The following is a 22,307-nucleotide window of genomic DNA, read 5'->3' as shown; positions in this document are numbered from 1 at the left end:
TCCAGCTTAAAACGCCACCGATTTCAACCGTAAACCGGTGTCCTCAGGCAAACCAAATACCAGATTCATATTCTGAACGGCTTGTCCTGATGCTCCCTTCGTCAGATTATCAATGACGCTCGTAATCAGCAATTGACCATCGTGTACTTCCAGATGAAGCAGACACTTATTTGTGTTCACCACCTGTTTTACATCGATAGAAGCGTCGCTTACATGGGTAAACGGATGGTTCTCGTAATACGTTTTGTAGAGTTGTCTGGCTTCATCCAGCGTTCCCGAAAAAGGTGTATACACGTTAGCCATAATGCCTCGCGTAAAATCACCTCGGTAAGGTACGAAGTTAATAGCCGCTTTAAAATCTGGCTCGAGTTGCGTTAGGCTTTGGCGAATTTCGGCTAAATGCTGGTGCGTAAACGCTTTATAGATCGATACATTGTTGTTTCGCCAGGTAAATCCTGTTGTTGGAACCAATGCCTGTCCAGCACCCGTACTGCCCGTAATGGCGCTAATTTGGACATCATTAATCAGCTTTCCGGCTTTGGCTAACGGTAGCAACGCCAGTTGAATGCTGGTGGCAAAACATCCCGGATTGGCAATTCGCGTCGCTTCCTGAATACGCTCCCGCTGGAGTTCGGGCAAGCCATACACAAAGTCGTCGTGTTCATCCCGGAAATCAGCGCTGAGGTCAATAACCGCAATATCGTCGGAAACCTCATGATCGGCCATAAATGTAGCCGAAGCCCCATGACCAGAGCACAGAAAAACCGCGTCCAGGCCTTCATGCGTCATGAGTTCGGCCGACTCTTCGCCCGAAAAGGTCAAATCTGTATCGCCCAGTAAATCCGTATGCGTTGACCAGACAGGTTTGCCCGCTTGACTTTTGCTATGTACAAAAGCCACATTTACAAACGGGTGATTAATCAAAATACGAAGCAGTTCGCCACCTGTGTAGCCTGCCCCGCCAATTATACCAACGTTAATTTTCTCCATATTCCTTCGTAACGTGCCGCTACAGGGATTGATTCATATTCTCTTTTGCGAAATTGACCTGCGCCAACTCCTCTTCCGTGGACTGTGTCCTCACAGTCCACCCACGCGCCAGCCAGAGGTAACCATCCGGCAAAGTGGACTGTGAGGACACAGTCCACGGATTCAACGCTTAGTTTATTTTCCGAAACCATTGTATTGCCCGATCCAGAACAGCCTCGTCGAACGTAGTCACATATTCACTCGAAAAACCTGGCCGATCCAGCGTAAGTGACTGACTGAGTCGATGATCGTGTATAACCAGCGTCGGCTGTATGGAAATCGGGAAAAACTGGATGCCCATACCACTTTTCTGAAACGAGAGCGTTGGGCAGCTGATACAGCATAAGTGCATGGGCAATGAATCCAGCGTGAAAGCAGCTTTGGCTTGTTCGCTCAGACTAGCAACATCCTGCAAAGTCAATTTACCCACCGCCGAAATCAATCGTTCACTCGCCGTCGGATTCTCATTCCGTACCTGTTCGTATAACTCCGTGGTAAATGCCTTTTGGCCGCTGAAAACCACCGGATTTGTGCTTTCGGCTAACAACCGGGTGATCAGTTGGCTCCAGTAATCTCTGGAGAGCATTCGCACGTCAGCACCCGATTCAGGGCAAATTAAAATGATTTTTTGTGTTGGAACAGGAACCGCCAACTTAGTCCATACGGCCTCGAACGACGTTGACGGATGGAAGAAATAGGGCTTTACGTTTCGTAAATCGGCTTTGATTCCCAGAGGCTCCAGTAAGTTGAGAATCAGGTCGAAGTTATGGACTTCCTCATCGGGCATGAAAAACTCGTCGTCGAGCAATCCCCCGAACCCGCGAGTTCCGTAGCCAATTTTACGCTTCACCTTCAGATAGGGCAAGACAAAATGCATGGGCGAATCCGAAAACCGAACATCAATTGAATAGTCGTAAACCGTATCGTGAAGGCTTTTTATGGCTGATTTCGTCGTCCGGTAAAATTCCTGCCATTTCTCCAACTTCGACAAAGGTCGACGGCTCGTTCGTATGTGATTCAGATGGATGACCCGCCGAATGTAGGGATTGTCTTTCCAGATCGGATCGCACCAGCTACCGGCCAGCACATCAATCTGCGCTTTCGGATACTTTTCTCGAATAATAGGAAAGGCATACGACAAAATCAGAGCATCGCCCAGATGCCCCGACATCATGATCAGAATTTCGGGTGCGTCGGTATTGATCGCTCCGTAGTTTCGGCGACTATAGGCCCCCCGAGCGTATTGGTCAACCACTACATCCAGCAGTTGTAATGGATAACCAATACTCCGGGGAGCACAGTATTTTCGGGATTTACCGATCACTGATTGTTGATTTTCTCGTAGATCATCACCTGGTTGGACGCCACTTTCGAGAAGCCACGTACATCGTCGCCGGTCCAGGCATTATTCATTTCACCGTAAGAACCAAATTTCGACGACATTAGATCATGATCCGATTCGATACCCAGCACCTGGAACCGGTAAGGAGCCAGCAACACGTGGACTTTCCCTGATACATGCGCCTGTGAATCAGCCAGGAAGGTTTCGATATTTCGCATTACCGGGTCCATAAATTGACCTTCGTGGAGCATCGTACCGTACCAGTTCGCCAGTTGCTCTTTCCAGTATAATTGCCATTTGCCCAATACATGTTTTTCGAGCGTATGGTGCGATTTGATGAGAATCAACGGAGCGGGAGCTTCAAAGCCAACGCGCCCTTTGATTCCGATAATCGTATCGCCTACGTGAATATCGCGACCAATACCAAAAGGCCCGGCGAGTTCAGTGAGTTTACGAATCGCATCGACTGGATTGGCAAATTTCTCATCACCGACGCCCTTAATTTCACCGTGCTGGAACGTCAGCGTAATGGTTTCAGGCTCGGTTTTCGTGATTTGCGTTGGCCAGGCCGATTCGGGCAGGAATTGATCGGAAGTCAGGGTTTCCTTTCCGCCTACCGATGTTCCCCAAAGGCCTTTGTTGATCGAATAAGCCGCTTTGTGCCATTCCTGATCAACACCTTTCTCCTTGAGGTACTCGATTTCAGCTTCGCGCGACAATCGCAGATCGCGAATTGGCGTGATGATTTCGGCATCGGGCGCAATAATCCGGAACGCCATATCAAAGCGAACCTGATCGTTACCCGCTCCTGTGCTACCGTGTGCAATAGCCGATGCACCAATTTCACGAGCATACTCAGCAGCGGCAATGGCCTGGAAGATACGTTCAGCACTGACACTGAGTGGATACGTATTGTTTTTCAGGACATTACCGAATACCAGAAACTTCAGGCATTGCTGATAGTAATCGTCGGTTTTCGAGATCGTTTTATGTGATTTTACACCTAACGAATACGCCCGCTCTTCAATAGCTTTGAGTTCGGCATCGGAGAAACCGCCCGTATCGACCAGCACCGAGTATACCTCCATACCCCGGTCTTCAGACAAATATTTAACGCAGAAGGAGGTATCCAGACCTCCACTAAAGGCAAGAACTACTTTTTGAGACATCGGATAAAAGACGCCGAACAACGGATTGCCTGGCTATCAGTCTAGTTTTGGAGCCGCAAATATCGGGCTTTTGCGGTTAACTTGCGCGTATTCTTCCAAACACTACTTTATCTCTACATTCACCTCATTGAGCTTAGCGGGATACGTCATACGCCAACGTTGACCATAAACTGACTTATAAACAAATTTGACCGTCAAATTGCCGTTTCCGATCTTCTGCCGCATAATGGCTGCGTTTTTTTTACCAATAATCTGTAAAATATCAACTCGCTCCCCCTGGGGAATAACCCAGCCTTTGCCTACATTACTCGTATTTAAGGTTGAATCTTCTGGTAAAAATTTTATAATGTCGTCAATGGATGAATACGATTTATCCTCATATATATACGTTGCTTCGTCAATAAAGGCTGGGCCAAGACCATTGTTTACACAAATAAACGCATAGCCACCACCTTCCACTTTATTGGTATTCAGACATTTTAGAATAGGCATCACTGATGCATACTGTTCTGTTCTCTGCAAGTATGCCTGATATAACGTAATCCCGATTGCGCAAAAACTGGAAACAACGGCAAGAACACTCAGATAGGTATCAAGCGAAACAACAACTTTACGTTTAGGAGCTGGCATAGATCGTATATAGTCACACAGGTTGAAATCGTTGCCCAATAGGTCTATGTTGGGCAATAGGATCGAATTTAACAAACATAACTATTGAGCGACTTAAAATAATTGCGGATATTCGTCATTGCAGTTTACCATAAAGTCCTTAGTCAGCTTTTGCTGATAAGCTTATGTTATACCTAACCCGTTGGCGGTCTACATTTCCCGGTATCAATTTTCCGACGCAGAGCATCTGGATCTTACTCGGTTTGGTTTCATGGACAGTTCCGCTAGGTAACTACGTTTGGCTTGGCGATCGCTATTTTTCGGATTGGCGCATATTCTTGATTGCTTCACTCAATTCATACACAGTTTGCACAACACTGTTAATTCTTCAGACAGCCATTATCCGTCGAATCACCCATCGGTATCCTGAGTTATCGCAAACGCCCCTACGCATGGCGCTTGAGTTCCCAGTTTTTGTTGTACTCACGATAGCTACGTCAGTCATATCGTTTTTCGTTTACCGATTGATTCCCTATTTTAATTTTCAGCCTCCGTATTCCAGTCAAGTTATTATTTTCTGGATAGGCATTGGCTCCAACATTATTTCGCTTTGTATTTACGAACTCTATTATACGCTTACAAAATGGCGGGAGAATAGTATAGCGACTGAAATGTATAAGCAGGAGGCTTTGTTAAATCAGTTAAACGTCTTAAAAACACAGGTCAACCCACATTTTCTCTTCAATAGTCTGAACTCCCTGATCGCACTTATTGGCGAGAATCCTCAACAGGCTGAGATCTTTGCGGAAGAATTAAGCTCTGTGTACCGCTATATTCTTCGGGCTAATGAGCAGGATTTAATTCAGCTAGATACAGAATTAGACTTTATTCACTCTTACGCCCATTTGCTTAAAACACGATACGGCTCTGGATTTCAGTTTATTACGAATATACACCCCCAATTTAATACCTATCAGATTCCCTCTCTAACGCTTCAACTGTTGGTGGAGAATGCCGTTAAGCACAATATTGTGCAGACGAGCCAGCCGCTGACTGTTGAAATATGCACCGACAAAATAGGCAACCTACTGATAACCAACAATTTGCAACAAAAGAAGCAGGGAGTTGTTTCGAATGGTGTGGGACTGTCGAATATTATGACCAAATATAAAATGCTGGGGCAACCTCAACCGATTGTACGCGAAGAAGCAGGCCTATTTGTCGTAGCCATCCCTTTGATTCCGGCCTGATATTTCTACAACACTATTAGCAAACTTCCCGGCAATATGCGGATTTCGGCCTGGCCTGTGGGTATCTCCAGCGGTTCGCCATCAGCATGAATTAGCAATGGACCGTCAGCTTCTACGGTTGCTTTCGTGATGGAATGGCCGCGCCAGTACTTCGATTGATTCAGGGTTTTATTAAATAATTGCCAGGTAATCATACCAACAGCCTGAGCTGGAAATGGGCTGATTTCACACCGTTCCAGTCGACCATCGGCAATATTGGCGGTGGGAGCCATCCAGGCGTTATTGCCGAACTGGCCTGCATTAGCAAACGTCATTGAAAACAACTCCTTCTCTTGTCCATCAATCTGAAAGCGTTGCGGTTTATACGTCCAGAAGGACCGGAAGGCAGTCCGGACGTAGGTTGGCAGGCCACGCACGGGTGATTTCGCAAACTCATGCGCCACATACGCTTCGAAACCCATGCCTGCGGTACAGAAAAAAGGATGTTCGTTGATTTCGCCACTATCAATTACAACCGGGCGCCCCGCCAAGGCTCGCTCGATGGCTTTCAGGGGATTAAGTGGAACGCCCAAATGTCGCGCCAGTCCGTTGCCCGATCCAATTGGCACAATGCCCAGCGATGTAGACGACCGACGAAGCGCCTGAGCCGCTTCGTTAATTGTGCCATCACCTCCAATCACCAGCATACGATTTACTCCTCGTTTTACGGCATCAGCGGCCAATTCAGTAGCATGACCAGGGTGTGTCGTTAAGATGGTTTCTGGTTCGAAATCGAGCGCTTTGGCCCGACGGGTAAACGCATCTAATAGGAGTTTTTTCTGCTCGGTAGTTGTCGTACCGGAATTCGGATTGATAATGGCCAGAACGGCCGAACGAGTAGCCACGATAGACGTATGATTTACGTGTTACGATTTCAACTCTCTTGTTGAGAACAAGTTCAGGAGAAGAAAATAAATAAGAAGAGAATGAAAACAACGATAAATACATAGTACCAGCCGTCAGAGAAAATATACGGTTTATACTCGTTATAAAATTTCCGAATCTTATTCATGCTACAAAGATAGGTAGTTTGACGTTTGGGGTTCGAACCCCAAACGTCAAACTAATTAAATCGCTTGCCCACCATTCACCGCCAATACGTGCCCATTGACGAAGGAAGCCTCTTCAGACGCTAGAAAAAGGTAAGCATGTGCAATGTCTTCAGGTTTGCCGATTCGTCGGACTGGAATGGTAGCAATGGCATGATTACGAACATCTTCTGGCATCGCATCGGTCATGGCGGTCTGGATAAATCCAGGCGCAACGGCATTGGCCGTAACGCCTTTTGGCCCTAACTCCTTCGCCCACGATCGAACCATACCAATAATGCCCGCTTTGGCAGCTGCATAATTCGTTTGCCCAAAGGCTCCATGCACGCCGTTGATTGACGAGGTACAAATAATCCGGCCGTATTTCTGATCTACCATGTAAGGAGCAATAATCTTCGTGCAGTTGAATACGCCCGTCAGGTTTACGTCGATCACCTGTTGCCATTCTTCAAACGACATTTTCAGCAAGGTTTTGTCACGGGTAATGCCAGCGTTGTTGATGAGAATATCAATCCGACCGTAAGTTTCAAATACTTCACGAGCGGCCGCTTCAATAGCCGACACATCGGTTGTACTTACGTGTTTGAAGTCGCACCGGAAGCCTTGATTTCTCAGCATCTGTGCGGTGGTTTCGCCCTCGTCAAGAACATCCCAGATCACAACGGTAGCACCTTCCTGGCAAAATACTTCGGCGGCTTTCTGGCCAATTCCTCGGGCAGCCCCGGTAATAATGGCAACTCTATCTTGTAATCGCATAACTTATCAATCAAGATTACTGTGTTATCATTGCGAAACGAATAACAAACCTCGCCGTTTATCGACTGACGGACTTTATCCTGTAACGTATTGTAGTAAAAACGATCTAATCATGAAACTACTTTTTATTTGCCTGCTACTTAGTTTGCTTTCAGCATTACCAGGCCACGCTCAATCGATCGGGACCGCAACTGACCGTAGAGCAATTCTGCAGGTATTGAAACGACAGACTGACGACTGGAATGCGGGGCAGGTTGATAAGTTTATGAAGGCTTACTGGAATTCTGACTCGCTTACGTTTATAGGCAAAGCTGGGATAACATACGGCTATCAGGCAACGCTTGAGAATTATAAAAAACGCTACCCAAGCCGGGCTGCAATGGGTACACTTAAGTTCGATATATTGAACATGAATTTCCCAACGCCTACTGTCGCTTATGTCATCGGTCGATTTCATCTCACCCGACCCAAAATTGGTGATGCCGACGGTTATTTTACTCTTCTCTGGCACAAGGTTAAAAACCGCTGGGTCATCATCAGCGATCATACAAGCTGAAGAGCAGAGGGGTAAGGGCAGCGGGTAAAAGATAGGACAGTAGAAAACCTATGCCCTATGCTCCGTAAGCTGCGTTGGCTCCTTGACGGAAAGGCGTTCGCGGAGTTCGGTGACGGGTTTCTCGAAGAATTTATATAAGAGCGTTGAGAGTACTATTACTAAAATCCAGAAAAGTGCCACTTTCGACCAGCCAACCACAAAAGAAGTAGTTGGGATTCGCTCTATCACGTTGATCATAATGGGCGTCAGATTCAGCAGGTACATCGAATACGAAATGAGACTAATGTGCGTGATCGCCCGAGCAATACCAAACTTCGCCCAAGCACCCGTAGCCGTCCGCCAACCATCCATGTAGGGTACTAGCAGTGCCATGCTTAATCCGATTAAGGGAAAGTATAAGGTGCGCTTAAAGAATGTGTAGCCCAGCGTAATTCCGGCTTTGTAATAGTAGCCAATCACAAGCACGGACGACGAAAAAGATGCTAAGGCTGTGATGATCAGGCCAATAATTAGTAGACGTCGGCGGAGGGACTCATTAGTCCAGATAGCCGGAAAATAGTGTTTAGCGTAGGCAGCCAGTACACCATAAGAAATCGCATCCAGCCGAGTCATCACCATACCTCGATACTCCAGTTCACCTTCATCAAGTGGGGTATAACTGGCGATAATCAGTCGATAAACGTTGGTTCCGACAATGACCATCAAAATTGTCGCTAACACAATCCGTTGCCGCGACCATCGATTTGCAAACAAACCATGCATCAACCAAAGTATGAGCGGCAACGAAATGTACGACCACTCTTCAATAGCCAAACTCCAGGTTTCGGGAAAAAACGGCGGGACTGGACTCGCAAAATTCTGTAAGAAAACAAAATATTTACTCAGAATCTGTCGCTCAGGCAAGGTATGATGCAAGCCACTTCGCCACGCCCGAACTAAGGCAAACAAAATCAATCCAAGCAGAACAAGGTAATAATTAGGTAACGTACGAAACCATCGACGGGTCCAGAAATTAAGTAAGAGCTGACGATCGAAACGGCCTTTTTTTTCGTACGACCGAATCAGGATTCCACCAATCAGAAAGCCACTCAGTACGAAAAACAATTCAACACCGTCGGGCAGAAGATGATGGAGAAAAATTCCGTTATAATATTCCTTAAGCGCAATTGTCGCATGAGCATCAACGACAATCAGGATGGCAATGGCCCGCATAACATCCAAGCCAAATACGCGCTTAGTCAATGTGATATCGGGCGAAAACAGTTTCGTCAGCATAATTACTCACGAAGGTAAGCATGATGAACGACAAGTGATATAAGTGATGAGTGATGAAGATAACGGGGTTGCCCGTGCGGTGATGATTAATGAATTGCGATAAACTATTTTTGCACTCATCGTTTATCACTTATCGTTCATCACTATTCTATGGAGTTTGGAATTAATGCTGTTCATCGCTACGCGTTTCGGTTTTCGCAGGCCGACGTAGTTGATTTTGCGGGTGTTACGGGCGACAATAACCCGCTACATGTAGATGCTGATTTTGCGGCTCAAACCCCCTTCAAGCGTCCTATTATTCACGGCATGCTGGGAGCCAGTGTTTTCACAAAAGTGTTAGGCACTGAATTTCCAGGTTACGGTTCGGTTTATCTGGCACAAACACTGGAGTTCCTCCGGCCAATGTTTGTTGATACGGATTACGAAGCAACGTTTACAGTGCAATCCGTTGATTCAGCCAAACATACGGCACAAATTCTGGGTGAAATTCGAGATGTTCAAACTGGGAAAATTACAACACGCGGAGTGGCTACATTAATGCACCGAGAGAAGTTGTAAAGGCATAACGTTGTAATGCGACAGAGTTATAATGGTAAGAATACGTGTTAGCTAACTATATAGCCCACACAACATTAAAATCCGGCAACGTCACATAAAAACACCCCCGCTAAGCCTAGCCTAACGGGGGTGTTTTTATGGCGGTTAGTCAACCGTGGCTTACATTACTTTTCAGCAGCGTTCTTAGTATTCTGAACTTCTGAACGAATGTCTTGTGCCAGCGTTTTCAGATCCTGCATTCCTTTCCGAACGCGGGTACCGGCAGCCTGGTTATTTTTTTCGTAAAACTTCTCGAAATCGCCTTCCAGCGACATAACCAAATTCTTTACTTCATCGAAGCGAGCCATAGCGATTTGTATGGGTTTAAGTGAGAAAAATGCCCAAATTCCGCCAAAAACGCGGTTTTAGTCGGAAATTTAATCATTCTCTCATACAGCGCAATAGCTAAGCCAAAAAAATGCTTAAAAAATCCTATTTTCCTTAAAAAACCTTACTCAGTAGCCGCTTCGGCCGATACTTGAAGCGTTTTGTTGGCAATTTCGAGTGCGCCTTGCTTATAGTACCCTTTGCTCAGCTTTTCGTATACTAAAGAAAATGCATTTAAGGTATATTCTACATCTTCCAGCGAATGAGCAGCTGTTGGGATAATTCGGAGCATGATCGTTCCCTTCGGCACAACAGGGTATACCACAATCGAGCAGAATACGCCCATGTTCTCACGCATATCTTTGGTTAGTGCTGCCACTTCGGGAACGCCACCTTCCAGATTGTGTAAAAACACCGGTGTTACAGGCGATTGCGTATCGCCAATATCGAAGCCGCGTTCACGCAAACCACTTTGTAGAACACGAACATTTTCCCAAAGTTTATCCCGGAATTCCGACGAATTTCGGATCATATCCAGTCGCTTCAGTCCACCCACTACATAAGGCATTGGAAGCGCCTTGGCGTAGGTTTGTGAACGCATGTTGTACTTCAGATACATAATAATGTCGTGGTCAGCTGCGATGAATGCACCGATAGCCGCCATCGACTTGGCAAACGTCGAAAAGTACAAATCGATACCATCCTGACAGTTGAGCATTTCGCCAACACCCGCGCCCGTTTTACCCATCGTACCGAAGCCATGCGCGTCGTCGACAAGGAGCCGGAATTCGTATTTTTCTTTGAGGGCAACAATCTTGTCCAGGCTACCTACTTTCCCTGACATGCCAAACACGCCTTCGGTAATGACCAGAATACTTCCTCCTTTTTCGGCTGCTTTTTTGGCCGCACGCTGAAGGTTTTTCTCCAGGCTATCGATGTCGTTATGGTTGAATTTATAGTATTCGCCCATTTTAGCTTTGTGCAGACGAATGCCATCAATCAAACAGGCATGACATTCAGCGTCGTAAACGATGACGTCACGGTGATCGACAACGGCTTCGATGGCCGACATAACGCCCTGATAGCCATAGTTAAGCAGGAACGCATCCTCTTTCCCAACAAATTGAGCCAGTTCCTGCTCGAACTGTTCATGCAGGTCGCTATTTCCCGACATCATCCGAGCTCCCATTGGGTATGCCAGGCCCCACTGCGCCGACGCTTCCGCATCCGCTTTCCGAATCTCAGGATGGTTGGCTAACCCCAGATAATTGTTCAGACTCCAGTTCAGTACTTCTTTCCCCCGAAAGCGCATGTGAGGGCCTAGTTCACCCTCCAGTTTGGGAAATGCGAAATAATGGTGGCCATTGAACTCCCGTGCTGGCGAACCGATAGGTCCTAAGTTGTTACGCAGTTTCTCAAATAAATCCACTTTATATTGGTGTTTATCAGGCGTAAGCCTCGTTTTTTTATAAGCTAAGTGCAAAAATACGGTTAACTTTTGGTAGCGCAAACTCAAGCTGTAAAATTCAATTCGATAATCCTTTTGTATTATTGGCCATTCGTTGTCATTCTACTCATTAGCAGTTGTTAATGATAAATGCCCTGACGATGATAAATGACCGTTAATCATATCCCAATGACTATAAAAAAAATTCTTATTGCCAATCGGGGCGAAATTGCGCTCAGAATTATGCGAACTGCCCGAGAAATGGGGATTAAAACGGTTGCCATTTATTCTGAAGCAGATCGAAATGCACTCCACGTACGCTACGCCGACGAAGCTGTATGCGTTGGCCCTGCCCCATCTACCGAATCGTATCTTCGTGCAGATACAATTATCGATGTTTGCCGACAACTTCAGGTTGATGCTATCCATCCAGGCTACGGTTTTTTATCCGAAAATGCCAGTTTCGCCAAGCAAGTGCGTGACGCCGGATTTATTTTCATTGGTCCCTCGCCCGAAAGCATTGAGGTGATGGGTAGTAAGTTGGCAGCTAAAGCAGCCGTTGCGGCTTACAATATTCCAATGGTACCGGGGACACCGTCTGCAATTACTGATCGTGCTGAAGCCAAAGCCATTTCAACTCAGATTGGTTACCCGATTCTGATCAAAGCGAGTGCAGGCGGAGGAGGGAAAGGTATGCGGATTGTGGAGAATGAAGCCGATTTCGATGAACAGATGGATCGTGCTGTCAGCGAAGCGCAGTCGGCATTTGGCGATGGGTCGGTATTTATTGAAAAATACGTCACCTCACCCCGGCACATTGAAATTCAGATTCTGGGCGATCAGCATGGAAATATTATTCACCTGTTTGAACGGGAATGCTCTATCCAGCGTCGGCATCAGAAAGTTGTTGAAGAAGCACCTTCGTCTATTTTATCGCCTGAAATTCGGGATGCGATGGGTCGTGCTGCCGTCGATGTAGCTCGTGCCTGCGGCTACTACGGGGCTGGTACCGTCGAGTTTATCGTGAATGATAAACTGGATTTTTATTTCCTGGAAATGAACACCCGGCTTCAGGTCGAGCATCCTGTTACGGAGCAGATTACGGGCATCGATCTGGTCAAGCAGATGATTTATATTGCTGAAGGCAAGCCGCTCACGATCAGGCAGGAGGATTTACAGATAAGAGGCCATGCGATGGAGGTACGGGTTTACGCGGAAGATCCAGCCAACAATTTCCTGCCTGATGTCGGTACACTAGAAACCTACGTGCGTCCGCAGGGAAACGGCGTCCGGCTGGATGATGGTTTCGAGCAGGGCATGGCGATTCCGATTTATTACGATCCGATGATTGCCAAACTCATTACTTACGGAGAATCCCGCGTAGAAGCGATTCAGAAAATGATCCGTGCTATTGACGAGTATCAGATTACGGGTGTACAAACCACCTTGCCTTTCTGCCGCTTTGTAATGGAACATGACGCCTTCCGTTCTGGCCAGTTCGATACAGGTTTCGTCGGCAAGTATTTTACAGCTGATAAACTTATCCCAAAATCTGATAATGACGAAATTGAATTAGCGGCTGTATTGAGTGCCTGGCTACTGGAAACCGCTAAACCAAAGCAAAATGGGGTCACCTTAACGACTAGTAGGAAGAGTAATTGGAAGGTGAATAGGCTGGGATAAGATCTTCTTTCCAAACAAACTCTCAATCATCTTTATTTCTTTTACACCTTTAACCCATTGAATCCCCTCTTAGGGCAACTTGTCTAATCTTTCAGAATTTAATACTCATTAGCAAAATGATGCGGAGAGAAATTTACATTGCCACAAACTATACTGACAACAGTATTTATAAATCAAACAAATATATAGCACTCTTGATAGTATTTATATTGTTATCATCTTGCAAAAAGGAAGTAAGCTGTGATATAAAAGGGCCCACTGAAGATCTATCCATTTATCTGCCCCTCCATGCCAATGTAACTAATAGTTCTTGCAACCCAGATTTTTCAAATATTTCATTTATTTCAAAAGGTATAACTCCAACTACAAACCGAAATAGCGCATCAAACGGGGCCTATCAATTCAATGGTGTTGATGGAATCATTTATGCTGATAGTGTTTCATTAGGCACTGATGTCACAATGTCATGCTGGGTAAAAGCAGATAATCTTTCCCAGAATGCAATTATCATGTATTATGGGCATGCTGGGAAGGATGGTTTTGGTCTCATCATTAGCAGCGGTCAATGTTCTAAGGGAAATAAAATTATTGTTTTACTGGGTGGTATCAATTGTGACAACGATAATTCTACAGAATTTCTCATTGATACAAACTGGCATCATTTGACGCTGGTGAAGAAAGACAAATTGTTTAGTTTATTCGATAATGGTGTTCAAAAGCTAACCTATACCAGGCAAAGTAGTGAGCCCACTAAGCGGTTGCACATAGGGGCTCATTTGTATTCATCTGTTCACAACGTTTTCTTTGAAGGCAAGATTAGTGACGTTCGTTTGTACAACCGTGCTCTTACACCTGATGAAGTTCAAAATGTGTATTCTGTCAATTAAAACCCCATCCGAACCTCCTGCCGTTCGCCGGAAACGGTTTGCTCGTCCAGATTGAAGATGTCGGCTAAGGTCATGGGCTGATTGGTACGGTAGTCCATGCCGAGGCTAGTCAGTAAAGCGTTGGCTTTGGCCGGGGCCAGTTTTCCAAACGCATAATCGACCATTAGGCGGCCTTTTCGGAGCAAAGCTTTGTCTAAGAGATGCTTGCTGGCGTTGAAGGTGGCAATGACCTGAATGTGCATACAATCGGCCAGAAGTCCGTCAGTAAGGTTTAGGATGTTCGAGACACTATTTGTATCGCCACCAGCTTCGCGTGATTGCAGAATCCGCTCGGCATCTTCAATGATCAATACGGAATCCTTATTATCCAGTAAAAACGGAATTATTTCGGGCGAGGTCAGATAGTTGGTCATGTAAGGCGGCAAAATAAGCATGTCCTTTTTGACCAGCGAACTGAGGTATTTTATATAGGTCGTTTTGCCCGTTCCTGGTTCGCCGTGAAGCAAAATCAATCCTTTGCTCTTTGGCTGAGCCAGTAAACTTACCAATCGTTCGTGAACCGCCGGAAAATCGTCGTTGTAATGTAATTCAAGGTCAATTTCAGGTGGTAGAATTTCAACCCGCTCGGTATGTAAACCGCCCATACCACTCTGAATCAGATAGATATGCGTTTGATTATCCTCATGAACGTATTTATGCTCCTGAAAGCCATCTAATAGTGTTTTTACCGACGTTTCGTCGCGGAAATACCCGTACATCCGGAAAAATCGCTCGCCAACATATTCGGCTTTCAGAATAATACCTTCGTCGTGTTGGTAAATGCGCTCAACAACGTGCCAACCAGTATCATTAACTCGCGTCGAATGGTTAATCTGGACAAAGCCCCGCGTATCCAATAGCTCCTGAGCCGATAGTTTAAAATCGTCGTTGAAATGAAGGTAATTGGGGTAACTGCCAAATGCCTGAACAAAATGAGGTGCCAGCGGAAATTCCCGATCAAGGTCGCTGGGGATATAGAGATTCTGAATAATAGATTGATTAGGCATATGACTATCGGCCGACAGATAACGCAAGATATCGGCCCTGAATAGCTCATCTTTCTGTTTCAAGCAGACGTTTCGTTACGTTTCGGAGGGACCAAGTTACCAAAATTTTTCATTGCCTCACCAGCGGCTGTTCGAGTTAATTGCTCAGTAGGTAAACGACAGCAGGTTAGGTGAAAATCGAAGCATAATTTCATGTACACTCGTTTGATCGTACTGCAAAGCCCGCGGACTTTCGGGGGTTTGCGAGTTGAAAATATACGACAATCGAATGGCTTTACTTAATTGATATTCAGCTAATGCCTGTACATAATTCGTCTGAGTTAAGCCGGGGCTATTCTGCCGATACGACAATCCTAAGCCAATTTGCTCGGTAAACCACGCCCGAAGATTGATGTCGAAACCTATTGGTCGGTCCGCAATTTTGGATAGCATGACCGACGGAATCAGAATGGTATTATCGGCCACTTCAAACGGCATGCCGGCCTGTAACATAATGGGTCGAACACTTTTGAACGTGTACTGCCCTGTTAAGTCCGTGATAGACCCACCCAGTTCAGGAGCAGAAAGTCCACCGAAAAAACGATCGGATTTATAATAAACACCGACTCCAAAACTGGCCATCGCCCGATTAATACTTGATACGGTCACAGCATAAGAGAAGGGAATAATACTGACTCCCCCCTGAACGCCAATTGACAATTTTGCCAGTGCAGGTAAATTAAATCGGTACGCTACACTGCCATATAGACCCGTATTTGTAATCTGCCCCATCTGGTCGTTCAGCGCCTGAAAACCAATACCAAGCTTGCCGTGGGCGATAGAACCATCAGCCGAAACACTCTGGGTAACCGGCGCATAACGAACACTGATCCATTTCCGACGAAGTGCCGCCGTTAAATGAAACGACTCGCGGCTACCGGCATAAGCGGGATTGATACTCAATGTATTTAACAAATACTGCGAATACAGCACTTCTTTCTGGGCATATGCAGACCGCTTGGCTACAAGAATACATCCAACGATCAGAAGCCATTTGAACGGGTTAGGAAACGTAAAACGCATATAGACGTTGATAAGAGCAGGCTAGCTGCCAGTGATAACCGAAAAACGCCAATCACCCCGAATGTATTGGCGAGATGACTGGCGTTTCACGGGTAATACAATTCTGTTTTAGCTCTTCAAAGAACGACAGAAGCAATCTTTATTCTATTGCACCGTCAGAATTTTAATCTCAGTACGGCGGTTCTGCTGATGATCTTCTTCAGGACATTTCACGCCGTCTTTGCATTTGTTTAACAGCTGACTTTCGCCGTAGCCTCTGGCAACCATTCGCTTAGGTGCAATACCTTTTGTCCGCAAATATTTCACCGCCGTTTTTGCCCGGTTGCTCGACAATACATAGTTGAACTTAGCCGAAGAGCGGCTATCGGTATGCGACCGCATCTCAATGGTCATCGTCGGGTATTTTTTCATCAGCTCGGCCACTTTGTCCAGCTCAACGGCGGCATCGGCGCGAATGGCAGCTTTGTTGCGGTCGTAGTAAATATTATCAATTTTAATAATGTCGCCTTTCTTAAACATGGTCAGGTCGGCAGAGCCAATACCTTCTTTCGTAATCCGGCTACCTGTTGTACCCATTTCATCTTTCATCGCTTCGATGGAATAATCGCAACCCACTTTAACGGTAAATTCGTAACTACCATCGGCTCCTGTTATTGCCTGTTGCGACGTCGTATCACAGCCATTTTTCAAGATAACTTTTACGCCAGCAATCGGCTTTTTATCGGTTTGCGTCGTGATGCGTCCGCGTATAGTAGTCATAGCTGGAGCTACTTCTTTCGACTTCAATAGCAGCAGAGGAATTTCCAGCCGGGAAGGCTGATCATCCGATAAATCTTTTGTGGAGAAACCCACTTTGTTCTCTACATACCCCTCACGACTAGCCAGGAATTTAAAGTCGCTATCGACATTCAGACAAACCCGCAAAAGGCCATCTGCATCCGTTTTAAGCTGTTTTGGCGCATTATTCGCCGAATTATCCATTGATATCGACGTATTGGCCAATGGCGCTTTCGATTCGGCATCAATAATACTGACGGTCAGTTCGCGACAAGGATACAGCGAACCTTCACGAGTAAAGCGGTACAAATCGTCGTCGGCACCACCCCGTTTCCGGTTGCTGCTAAAGTAACCCGTCATCCGATCCCCATCCGTTACGATGCCAAAATCATCTTTCGACGAATTAATTGGTTCACCCAGATTACGCGACAGTAACCCTTGTTGACCATCGGGAGTAAGCTGCGCATAGAAAATATCCAGATCGCCTAACCCCGGTCGACCGTCGGATGAGAAATAAATGTTTCCTTTTTCGTCGACAAATGGAAAGAGTTCGTTGCCCTTGGTATTTACTTCTTTACCCAAATTGACGGGCGTACTCCATTTTCCACTAACCCATTTCGTCACATAGATGTCGGTGCCGCCAAATCCACCAGGCTGATCCGACGCGAAATAAAGCAGTTGGCCATCTTTAGAAAGGCTTGGATGGCCTGTCGAATATTCATTACTGTTGAAGGGTAATTCTTCGGCCTTACTCCATACGCCATTCGTCTGAGTAGCTGTATAGAGTTTTAATTTATTAACCCCATCGGTGCTTTTCCCATATTTACCTTCATTGAAATTATTTCGGGTGAAAATCACGCGCGACCCATCTTTCGAAAAAGTAGCGGGTCCTTCATGGTATTTTGTATTTAACGAACGCCCAAACCGTTCCGATTCGCTGAGCGGCTGATCTTCGTAACCTAAGCTGATGTTGTTGCCACCATAGAACCCTACCGTTCGAGAATCGTTTGGTGTTGGCGCTGTATAATCGTCACTCCCGAGCGGACGGACCAAATGTGTTCGTTCCCGTTTCACCGATACCGAACTCCCCCCCAGACTAGCCGCTTTGGAACCCCGTATTTTTTTCAGATCGGGTAGGTAATACAAATCCAGAAATGGGGTATCGTTCCAGTTGAACACCCGCTTGATCCCGTTACCACCGCTGCCCGCTGACACAAATACCAGGCCATCTTTATACATCATCGGGCTAAATTCGGCTTTACGCGTATTCATCCGTAAAAACTCAACTTTGTAGCTTCCGGCATTTTTGGTCAGCGCGCTGACATCGTGATAAAGTTTTGAAAACGACGGGCTTCGCTTATCGCTCGCTTGTAACGTTCCGTATTTTTCGTACACATCCCTAGACTCTTTGTATTTACCATTACTAGCCAGCGATTGGGCGTAGAAAAGATAACATTTTGTGTATTCGGCAGGTAGGTCTCCTTCGCTCATCAAGTCTCGATAAACTCGTTCAGCATTCGCCATATCGCGCATTTGCTGATAGCTATAGCCCAGTTTGGCTCTGGCATCGCGCCGTTCAGCTACTGACAACGAGGCTGACTTAATCATTGCCTGTTCATACAGTTCAATCGCTTTGGAATACGCTAAATCATCGAACTGACGATTCGCTTGTTTGACTAAGGATTGGGCCAGCAACGGACTAACGAACAGCCAGGAAAGAACGAGAATAGGAATGGTATACCTCATATACTTATGAAAGTTGGAACGCAATCGACTAGAAAAAGAAAAGGTGTATTCGGTCTGTAAAAACAGTCGAATACACCTTTTAATAAGCAAATTCTACGCCGAAGTGACGATCTAAAGAAGAAAAATAGGGAATGGTTGAAAGCACAAAAGCGCGACATCTATTGGATAGACATCACGCTTTTGCACGTTTATGCGATTATGTTTATTAGAAGTAACGCGGGGTGAGGATTCGGTTTTTACCGAAACCAAACTCATACCGAATCATGATCTCGTGCGAACTTGGCGCTACGCTCTGCAGATTGTTCATCGTTCGATCATAGGCATACCCGAATCGGAATTGATCCGTCAACTGAACCTCCAGCATCCCTACAATCGCATCCGTGGTATAACTCGACCAGGTCGAAAACTGATTCCGACGAATCGAGGCCCCAATCGCGATCCGGTCCGCAAACCAGAAATTGATGTTCCCATCAAAGCCCAACGGTGCACCCTCCGCATACTTCACCAGCATCGAGGGCTTCATTTTGATGGCCGGACTCAAGCCCACCACGAAACCGGCCGCCAGATACGCATGACGAGCCTGCACCGACCGCAACGCCCCCACATTGTACTCGCTCAAGCGGTTCTTGATCAGTCGGGGCACCGACAAGCCCAGGTACGCCCGGTCATTGCTCAGATAGATCCCCGTACCGAAGTTGGGCAGAATCTTGGAGATGTTCGAGGCAAACGCCGGATCAACCTGATTGTCGGGGGAGGTTCTCACCTCCGTCAGATTAGCCTGGTAGCTGGAGGCTCCGGCCTGCAGGCCCAAAGCCAGCGTGCTCTTGGCACCCACCTTGATGCGAAAAGCGTAGGAGGCAAAGCCACCGGCTTCCTGGATCACCCCGGCTTTGTCGCCGTAGAGCTGCAGCCCTACCCCTACCCGTTCATTGCTGAGCGGCATGTCGGCGGTGAAGGTGGCGGTTTGGGGCGCTCCCTCCACGCCGGTCCACTGGTTGCGGTACAGGGCCGACATGCTCAGCACGTCGCGGCTGCCCGCATAGGCTGGATTCAGAGCAGTCATGTTGAACATGTACTGAGAAAACATCTTGTCCTGCTGAGCCTGGGCGGAGCGGCTGCCGATGCCCAGCATCAGCAGCCCAAGACTGGCGGCCCAAAGTTTAGATGCAAACTGGTTTGCCATCGGAATTAACGGTTAATGGTCATGTATCGAACAAACTTGCGGCCATCGCTGAGGGTAACCACGTAGTAGTAGGTGCCGTCGGGCACACCCACCGCATCGGCAGAGCTGATGGTGATGCCGGTGTTGGCTTTACCATCCCAATCGTTGCGGTAATCCTCATTCTTGTACACCAGATTACCCCAGCGGTTGTACACCTCCAGACTCACCGTCAATCCATTGGCTCCTCGGATCACGAACAGGTCGTTGATACCATCGCCGTTTGGTGAGAACCCTTCCGGAATAAAGACCGTGGTGTAGACTGGCAGTATCGTCAACGGAGTTGCTTCACGTTCGTTGGCATCCGTTGGGTTGCCATTGCCGTTCAGATCTGGGTTGAGCCCGCTCGTCGACACATCACTGACCACACCCGTTGGTGAATTCGCCTGAGCGTACGCACTGTTGAGATAGGTCGTTGTGGTACCATCGGTCAACACGTTGATCACGATTCGGATCGTATCTACTTTACCCGCAGCTAACTGACTGGTGCTATCACCCAGAACGATCACCGGATCACTGACGCCGTTGAAGTTCGGATTAACTTTCAGGGCGCTACCTGTCGACGTGATCGTCGGTGCTCCTACAACTTTGAGCAGAGCTCCTGTCTGGGCATTGAACACCTTCGAGAGCGAATCGGTAATCGTCACATTTTTCAGCGGATCAGGCCCGTAAGCTTTTACCACCAGCTGGTAGGTCACGTTGTAGCTACCGTCCGACTGACGAGCTGTGTCGACCACGGCCATCGCCAGACCAATGTACGAATTGCTGGCCAGACTGTTCAGCGCAATTGGCGTAGGCTGGCTGTTGTTTCGTGGGTCAAGGTCATTGTCCGGATCGGCATTGGTACCTGCTGTCGACTGATCTTCTACCAGGTCATCGGTTGGCGTTAAGGCCGAACCCTTAGCCACGTTGAAGAACGTCAGTGAGTCAGGATTTACACTCGTCACATCTACCCGTACCGTGAAAGACAGCGAAGCTTTAGCACCCACCGCCAGCGTACTGGCTGAGTCGATCAGCATTTTCGTGATCATGCCCTGACCCGAGTAAAGCGAATCTACACTAACCGTACCCGTACTCGCCACTGCAATGCGGTTGCTGACAATTAGCGCACCATTGCCGAAAGCGGCTGAGAGGTTATCTTCCAATTGCACGTTCTTGAGCGGTACCGAACCAGCGTTCGTCAGCGTAATCGTGTACGGCACATCATATACGCCATCCTGCACCTTGATCGGTGTTCCCACTGATTTGGCTACACCCAACAGGCCTTTGGGCAGATCGAAACGAACCGTAGTCGAAACAGAGCCTTGCGGAGCCGGATCGAGACCACTGTTGGAAATATCCATAACGGTCTGACTGGCATCCGGAGTGGTTCCTTTCACCGTAGCGCTAGAGTAGAATGGACCGTTGTTACCATTGGTCTTCACATTCACCACGAACACTACCGTATCCTGAACTCCAACTCCCAACACACTAGCGTTGGTCAGAATGTCGGGCTGTGTATTGCCGTCGAAGCTCGCGTTCGCTACCAGCGTGCTGCCAAGGGCTGTTGTCGGTGCGCCTACCACACTGTAAGAGGCTGGCGACACAAACACCTGATTCAAGCTATCAATTAGACTTATACCTTTCAATTCAACATCACCGAAGTTCTTAATAGTGGCTTTGTAAGTCACATTATACGAACTATCTGGTTGCTGTTCAACTTTCACCACTGCCAGAGCCAGGCCAATGCTTGGACCTTGAGGTTGAGTTGCTCCCAGTGTAAAGCTGGTCACACCCGTGTTGTTCGTCGGATCGCCATCATTATCTGGGTCAACATCTCCGCCATTGGTAGAAAGATCAGAGACCGTTGCTAATCCATTGAATGCAAAAGCCTGGGCAATGTTATCGAACGCTTTGGTTGTATCACCCGCAGTCCGTTTCACTGTCACATTCATGACCATCATCTGCGACTGACCTGGTGCCAGGTAGCTCGTCGAATCAAGTAGGTTCGTATTGGCACCATTTCCGGTAAAGGCCGGATTCAGGTATAATGTAGAACCACTATTCGACAGCGTTACGTTGGCGGCTGTCACGGTATTTGGCCGGAACGCGTAGGCCAGATCATCACTTACCTGAACTTTGCGCAGGGTATCATCGCCCATGTTGGTTACGACGAATCGATACGAAACTTTCACAATCGAATCTCCTTCTGCTGTCGGTTGACCAAGTACCGATTTGGCAATACCAATCCGACTCGCTGTGTGAGCTGACGTATCTTTTACGGTTACACTCGATGTGTTGTTAGCCAGATTGGTGTCTTTATTATCCAGATATACGATCTGGGCAGTATTGACAACCTCCTGGTTTTTCACCGTCAGACGGGCCGTGAACACAATTTGCTCACTAGCCCCTACGTGCAGACTATCGATATGCTTCCAGATAGCTCCGTTCGATACCGTGCTG

The 22,307-nt window shown here is 47.0% G+C and carries 19 protein-coding genes; 5 read left to right on the top strand and 14 right to left on the bottom strand.

Features of this window, described 5'->3' with window-relative positions:
• Nucleotides 1-6: 6 nt before the first annotated feature.
• The 4 genes from argC to ACYVE4_RS22260 form a co-directional block, all read right to left on the bottom strand.
• Entirely contained in the window at nt 7-990 is a 984-nt protein-coding gene (gene argC, locus ACYVE4_RS22275) for an N-acetyl-gamma-glutamyl-phosphate reductase (RefSeq protein WP_461042458.1), read from the bottom strand.
• 169 nt (nt 991-1,159) lie between these two features.
• Complete coding sequence (locus ACYVE4_RS22270; protein ID WP_461042457.1) at nt 1,160-2,353, bottom strand: glycosyltransferase family 9 protein; 1,194 nt, start codon at nt 2,351-2,353, stop codon at nt 1,160-1,162.
• Nucleotides 2,350-3,540, bottom strand: a complete 1,191-nt coding sequence (locus ACYVE4_RS22265) for an argininosuccinate synthase (RefSeq protein ID WP_461042455.1) — start codon at nt 3,538-3,540, stop codon at nt 2,350-2,352. Before ACYVE4_RS22265 ends, ACYVE4_RS22270 begins: the two co-directional genes overlap by 4 nt.
• A 102-nt stretch (nt 3,541-3,642) precedes the next feature.
• Entirely contained in the window at nt 3,643-4,170 is a 528-nt protein-coding gene (locus tag ACYVE4_RS22260) for a hypothetical protein (protein ID WP_461042454.1), read from the bottom strand.
• Nucleotides 4,171-4,334: 164 nt separating this feature from the next.
• Between ACYVE4_RS22260 and ACYVE4_RS22255 the strand changes: the two genes are divergently transcribed.
• Entirely contained in the window at nt 4,335-5,399 is a 1,065-nt protein-coding gene (locus ACYVE4_RS22255; RefSeq protein WP_461042453.1) for a sensor histidine kinase, read from the top strand.
• Between the two features lie 5 nt (nt 5,400-5,404).
• Here the strand turns inward: ACYVE4_RS22255 and ACYVE4_RS22250 are convergent, their stop codons facing one another.
• Both ACYVE4_RS22250 and fabG read right to left on the bottom strand, forming a co-directional pair.
• Nucleotides 5,405-6,283, bottom strand: a complete 879-nt coding sequence (locus tag ACYVE4_RS22250) for a diacylglycerol/lipid kinase family protein (RefSeq protein ID WP_461042452.1) — start codon at nt 6,281-6,283, stop codon at nt 5,405-5,407.
• Between the two features lie 222 nt (nt 6,284-6,505).
• Complete coding sequence (gene fabG, locus ACYVE4_RS22245; protein ID WP_461042451.1) at nt 6,506-7,243, bottom strand: 3-oxoacyl-ACP reductase FabG; 738 nt, start codon at nt 7,241-7,243, stop codon at nt 6,506-6,508.
• 112 nt (nt 7,244-7,355) lie between these two features.
• On the opposite strand from fabG, the gene ACYVE4_RS22240 reads away from it, so the two are divergent.
• A complete protein-coding gene (locus tag ACYVE4_RS22240; protein ID WP_461042450.1) occupies nt 7,356-7,799 on the top strand; it encodes a YybH family protein in 444 nt (147 codons plus the stop codon).
• A gap of 48 nt (nt 7,800-7,847) precedes the next feature.
• On the opposite strand, the gene ACYVE4_RS22235 is transcribed toward ACYVE4_RS22240, so the two are convergent.
• Complete coding sequence (locus tag ACYVE4_RS22235; protein WP_461042449.1) at nt 7,848-9,074, bottom strand: acyltransferase family protein; 1,227 nt, start codon at nt 9,072-9,074, stop codon at nt 7,848-7,850.
• A 150-nt stretch (nt 9,075-9,224) separates the two neighbouring features.
• Here ACYVE4_RS22235 and ACYVE4_RS22230 point away from each other — a divergent pair, with 150 nt between their 5' ends.
• Nucleotides 9,225-9,632: a MaoC family dehydratase gene (locus tag ACYVE4_RS22230; protein WP_461042448.1), complete on the top strand. Its 408-nt coding sequence runs from the start codon at nt 9,225-9,227 to the stop codon at nt 9,630-9,632.
• A gap of 164 nt (nt 9,633-9,796) precedes the next feature.
• Here ACYVE4_RS22230 and ACYVE4_RS22225 read toward each other — a convergent pair whose 3' ends face one another.
• Together ACYVE4_RS22225 and ACYVE4_RS22220 are read right to left on the bottom strand one after the other, a co-directional pair.
• The gene (locus ACYVE4_RS22225; protein ID WP_461042447.1) at nt 9,797-9,979 is read right to left on the bottom strand and encodes a histone H1; all 183 of its coding nucleotides are present in this window, start codon (nt 9,977-9,979) and stop codon (nt 9,797-9,799) included.
• 143 nt (nt 9,980-10,122) lie between these two features.
• Complete coding sequence (locus ACYVE4_RS22220) at nt 10,123-11,427, bottom strand: aminotransferase class I/II-fold pyridoxal phosphate-dependent enzyme (RefSeq protein WP_461042446.1); 1,305 nt, start codon at nt 11,425-11,427, stop codon at nt 10,123-10,125.
• 207 nt (nt 11,428-11,634) lie between these two features.
• Here ACYVE4_RS22220 and accC point away from each other — a divergent pair, with 207 nt between their 5' ends.
• Together accC and ACYVE4_RS22210 are read left to right on the top strand one after the other, a co-directional pair.
• Entirely contained in the window at nt 11,635-13,128 is a 1,494-nt protein-coding gene (accC, locus tag ACYVE4_RS22215) for an acetyl-CoA carboxylase biotin carboxylase subunit (protein ID WP_461042445.1), read from the top strand.
• Nucleotides 13,129-13,244: 116 nt separating this feature from the next.
• Entirely contained in the window at nt 13,245-14,015 is a 771-nt protein-coding gene (locus tag ACYVE4_RS22210; protein WP_461042444.1) for a LamG domain-containing protein, read from the top strand.
• Here the strand turns inward: ACYVE4_RS22210 and ACYVE4_RS22205 are convergent.
• The 5 genes from ACYVE4_RS22205 to ACYVE4_RS22185 all read right to left on the bottom strand — a co-directional run.
• The gene (locus tag ACYVE4_RS22205) at nt 14,012-15,061 is read right to left on the bottom strand and encodes an AAA family ATPase (RefSeq protein ID WP_461042494.1); all 1,050 of its coding nucleotides are present in this window, start codon (nt 15,059-15,061) and stop codon (nt 14,012-14,014) included. The two genes, ACYVE4_RS22210 and ACYVE4_RS22205, sit on opposite strands and share 4 nt — an antisense overlap.
• Nucleotides 15,062-15,205: 144 nt before the next feature.
• Nucleotides 15,206-16,123 (bottom strand): PorP/SprF family type IX secretion system membrane protein, encoded by a 918-nt coding sequence (locus tag ACYVE4_RS22200; protein WP_461042442.1) that lies wholly within the window; start codon nt 16,121-16,123, stop codon nt 15,206-15,208.
• A 144-nt stretch (nt 16,124-16,267) separates the two neighbouring features.
• Nucleotides 16,268-18,646 (bottom strand): OmpA family protein, encoded by a 2,379-nt coding sequence (locus ACYVE4_RS22195; protein WP_461042440.1) that lies wholly within the window; start codon nt 18,644-18,646, stop codon nt 16,268-16,270.
• A gap of 205 nt (nt 18,647-18,851) precedes the next feature.
• Entirely contained in the window at nt 18,852-19,829 is a 978-nt protein-coding gene (locus ACYVE4_RS22190) for a PorP/SprF family type IX secretion system membrane protein (protein ID WP_461042439.1), read from the bottom strand.
• A 5-nt stretch (nt 19,830-19,834) separates the two neighbouring features.
• On the bottom strand, nt 19,835-22,307 hold a 2,473-nt coding region (locus ACYVE4_RS22185; RefSeq protein WP_461042438.1), incomplete at its 5' end, for a T9SS type B sorting domain-containing protein.

Source organism: Spirosoma harenae, assembly GCF_054776975.1.
Note: the sequence above shows the minus strand (reverse complement) of the source record. Positions and strands in the feature narration are given on the sequence as shown.

What these genes read in the sequence shown, in the direction of transcription:
- argC (WP_461042458.1), bottom strand. Translation starts at nt 990, where the DNA reads ATGGAGAAAATTAACGTTGGTATAATTGGCGGGGCAGGCTACACAGGT.
- ACYVE4_RS22265 (WP_461042455.1), bottom strand. Translation starts at nt 3,540, where the DNA reads ATGTCTCAAAAAGTAGTTCTTGCCTTTAGTGGAGGTCTGGATACCTCC.
- ACYVE4_RS22260 (WP_461042454.1), bottom strand. Translation starts at nt 4,170, where the DNA reads ATGCCAGCTCCTAAACGTAAAGTTGTTGTTTCGCTTGATACCTATCTG.
- ACYVE4_RS22255 (WP_461042453.1), top strand. Translation starts at nt 4,335, where the DNA reads ATGTTATACCTAACCCGTTGGCGGTCTACATTTCCCGGTATCAATTTT.
- fabG (WP_461042451.1), bottom strand. Translation starts at nt 7,243, where the DNA reads ATGCGATTACAAGATAGAGTTGCCATTATTACCGGGGCTGCCCGAGGA.
- ACYVE4_RS22240 (WP_461042450.1), top strand. Translation starts at nt 7,356, where the DNA reads ATGAAACTACTTTTTATTTGCCTGCTACTTAGTTTGCTTTCAGCATTA.
- ACYVE4_RS22235 (WP_461042449.1), bottom strand. Translation starts at nt 9,074, where the DNA reads ATGCTGACGAAACTGTTTTCGCCCGATATCACATTGACTAAGCGCGTA.
- ACYVE4_RS22230 (WP_461042448.1), top strand. Translation starts at nt 9,225, where the DNA reads ATGGAGTTTGGAATTAATGCTGTTCATCGCTACGCGTTTCGGTTTTCG.
- ACYVE4_RS22225 (WP_461042447.1), bottom strand. Translation starts at nt 9,979, where the DNA reads ATGGCTCGCTTCGATGAAGTAAAGAATTTGGTTATGTCGCTGGAAGGC.
- accC (WP_461042445.1), top strand. Translation starts at nt 11,635, where the DNA reads ATGACTATAAAAAAAATTCTTATTGCCAATCGGGGCGAAATTGCGCTC.
- ACYVE4_RS22210 (WP_461042444.1), top strand. Translation starts at nt 13,245, where the DNA reads ATGATGCGGAGAGAAATTTACATTGCCACAAACTATACTGACAACAGT.
- ACYVE4_RS22205 (WP_461042494.1), bottom strand. Translation starts at nt 15,061, where the DNA reads ATGCCTAATCAATCTATTATTCAGAATCTCTATATCCCCAGCGACCTT.
- ACYVE4_RS22200 (WP_461042442.1), bottom strand. Translation starts at nt 16,123, where the DNA reads ATGCGTTTTACGTTTCCTAACCCGTTCAAATGGCTTCTGATCGTTGGA.
- ACYVE4_RS22195 (WP_461042440.1), bottom strand. Translation starts at nt 18,646, where the DNA reads ATGAGGTATACCATTCCTATTCTCGTTCTTTCCTGGCTGTTCGTTAGT.
- ACYVE4_RS22190 (WP_461042439.1), bottom strand. Translation starts at nt 19,829, where the DNA reads ATGGCAAACCAGTTTGCATCTAAACTTTGGGCCGCCAGTCTTGGGCTG.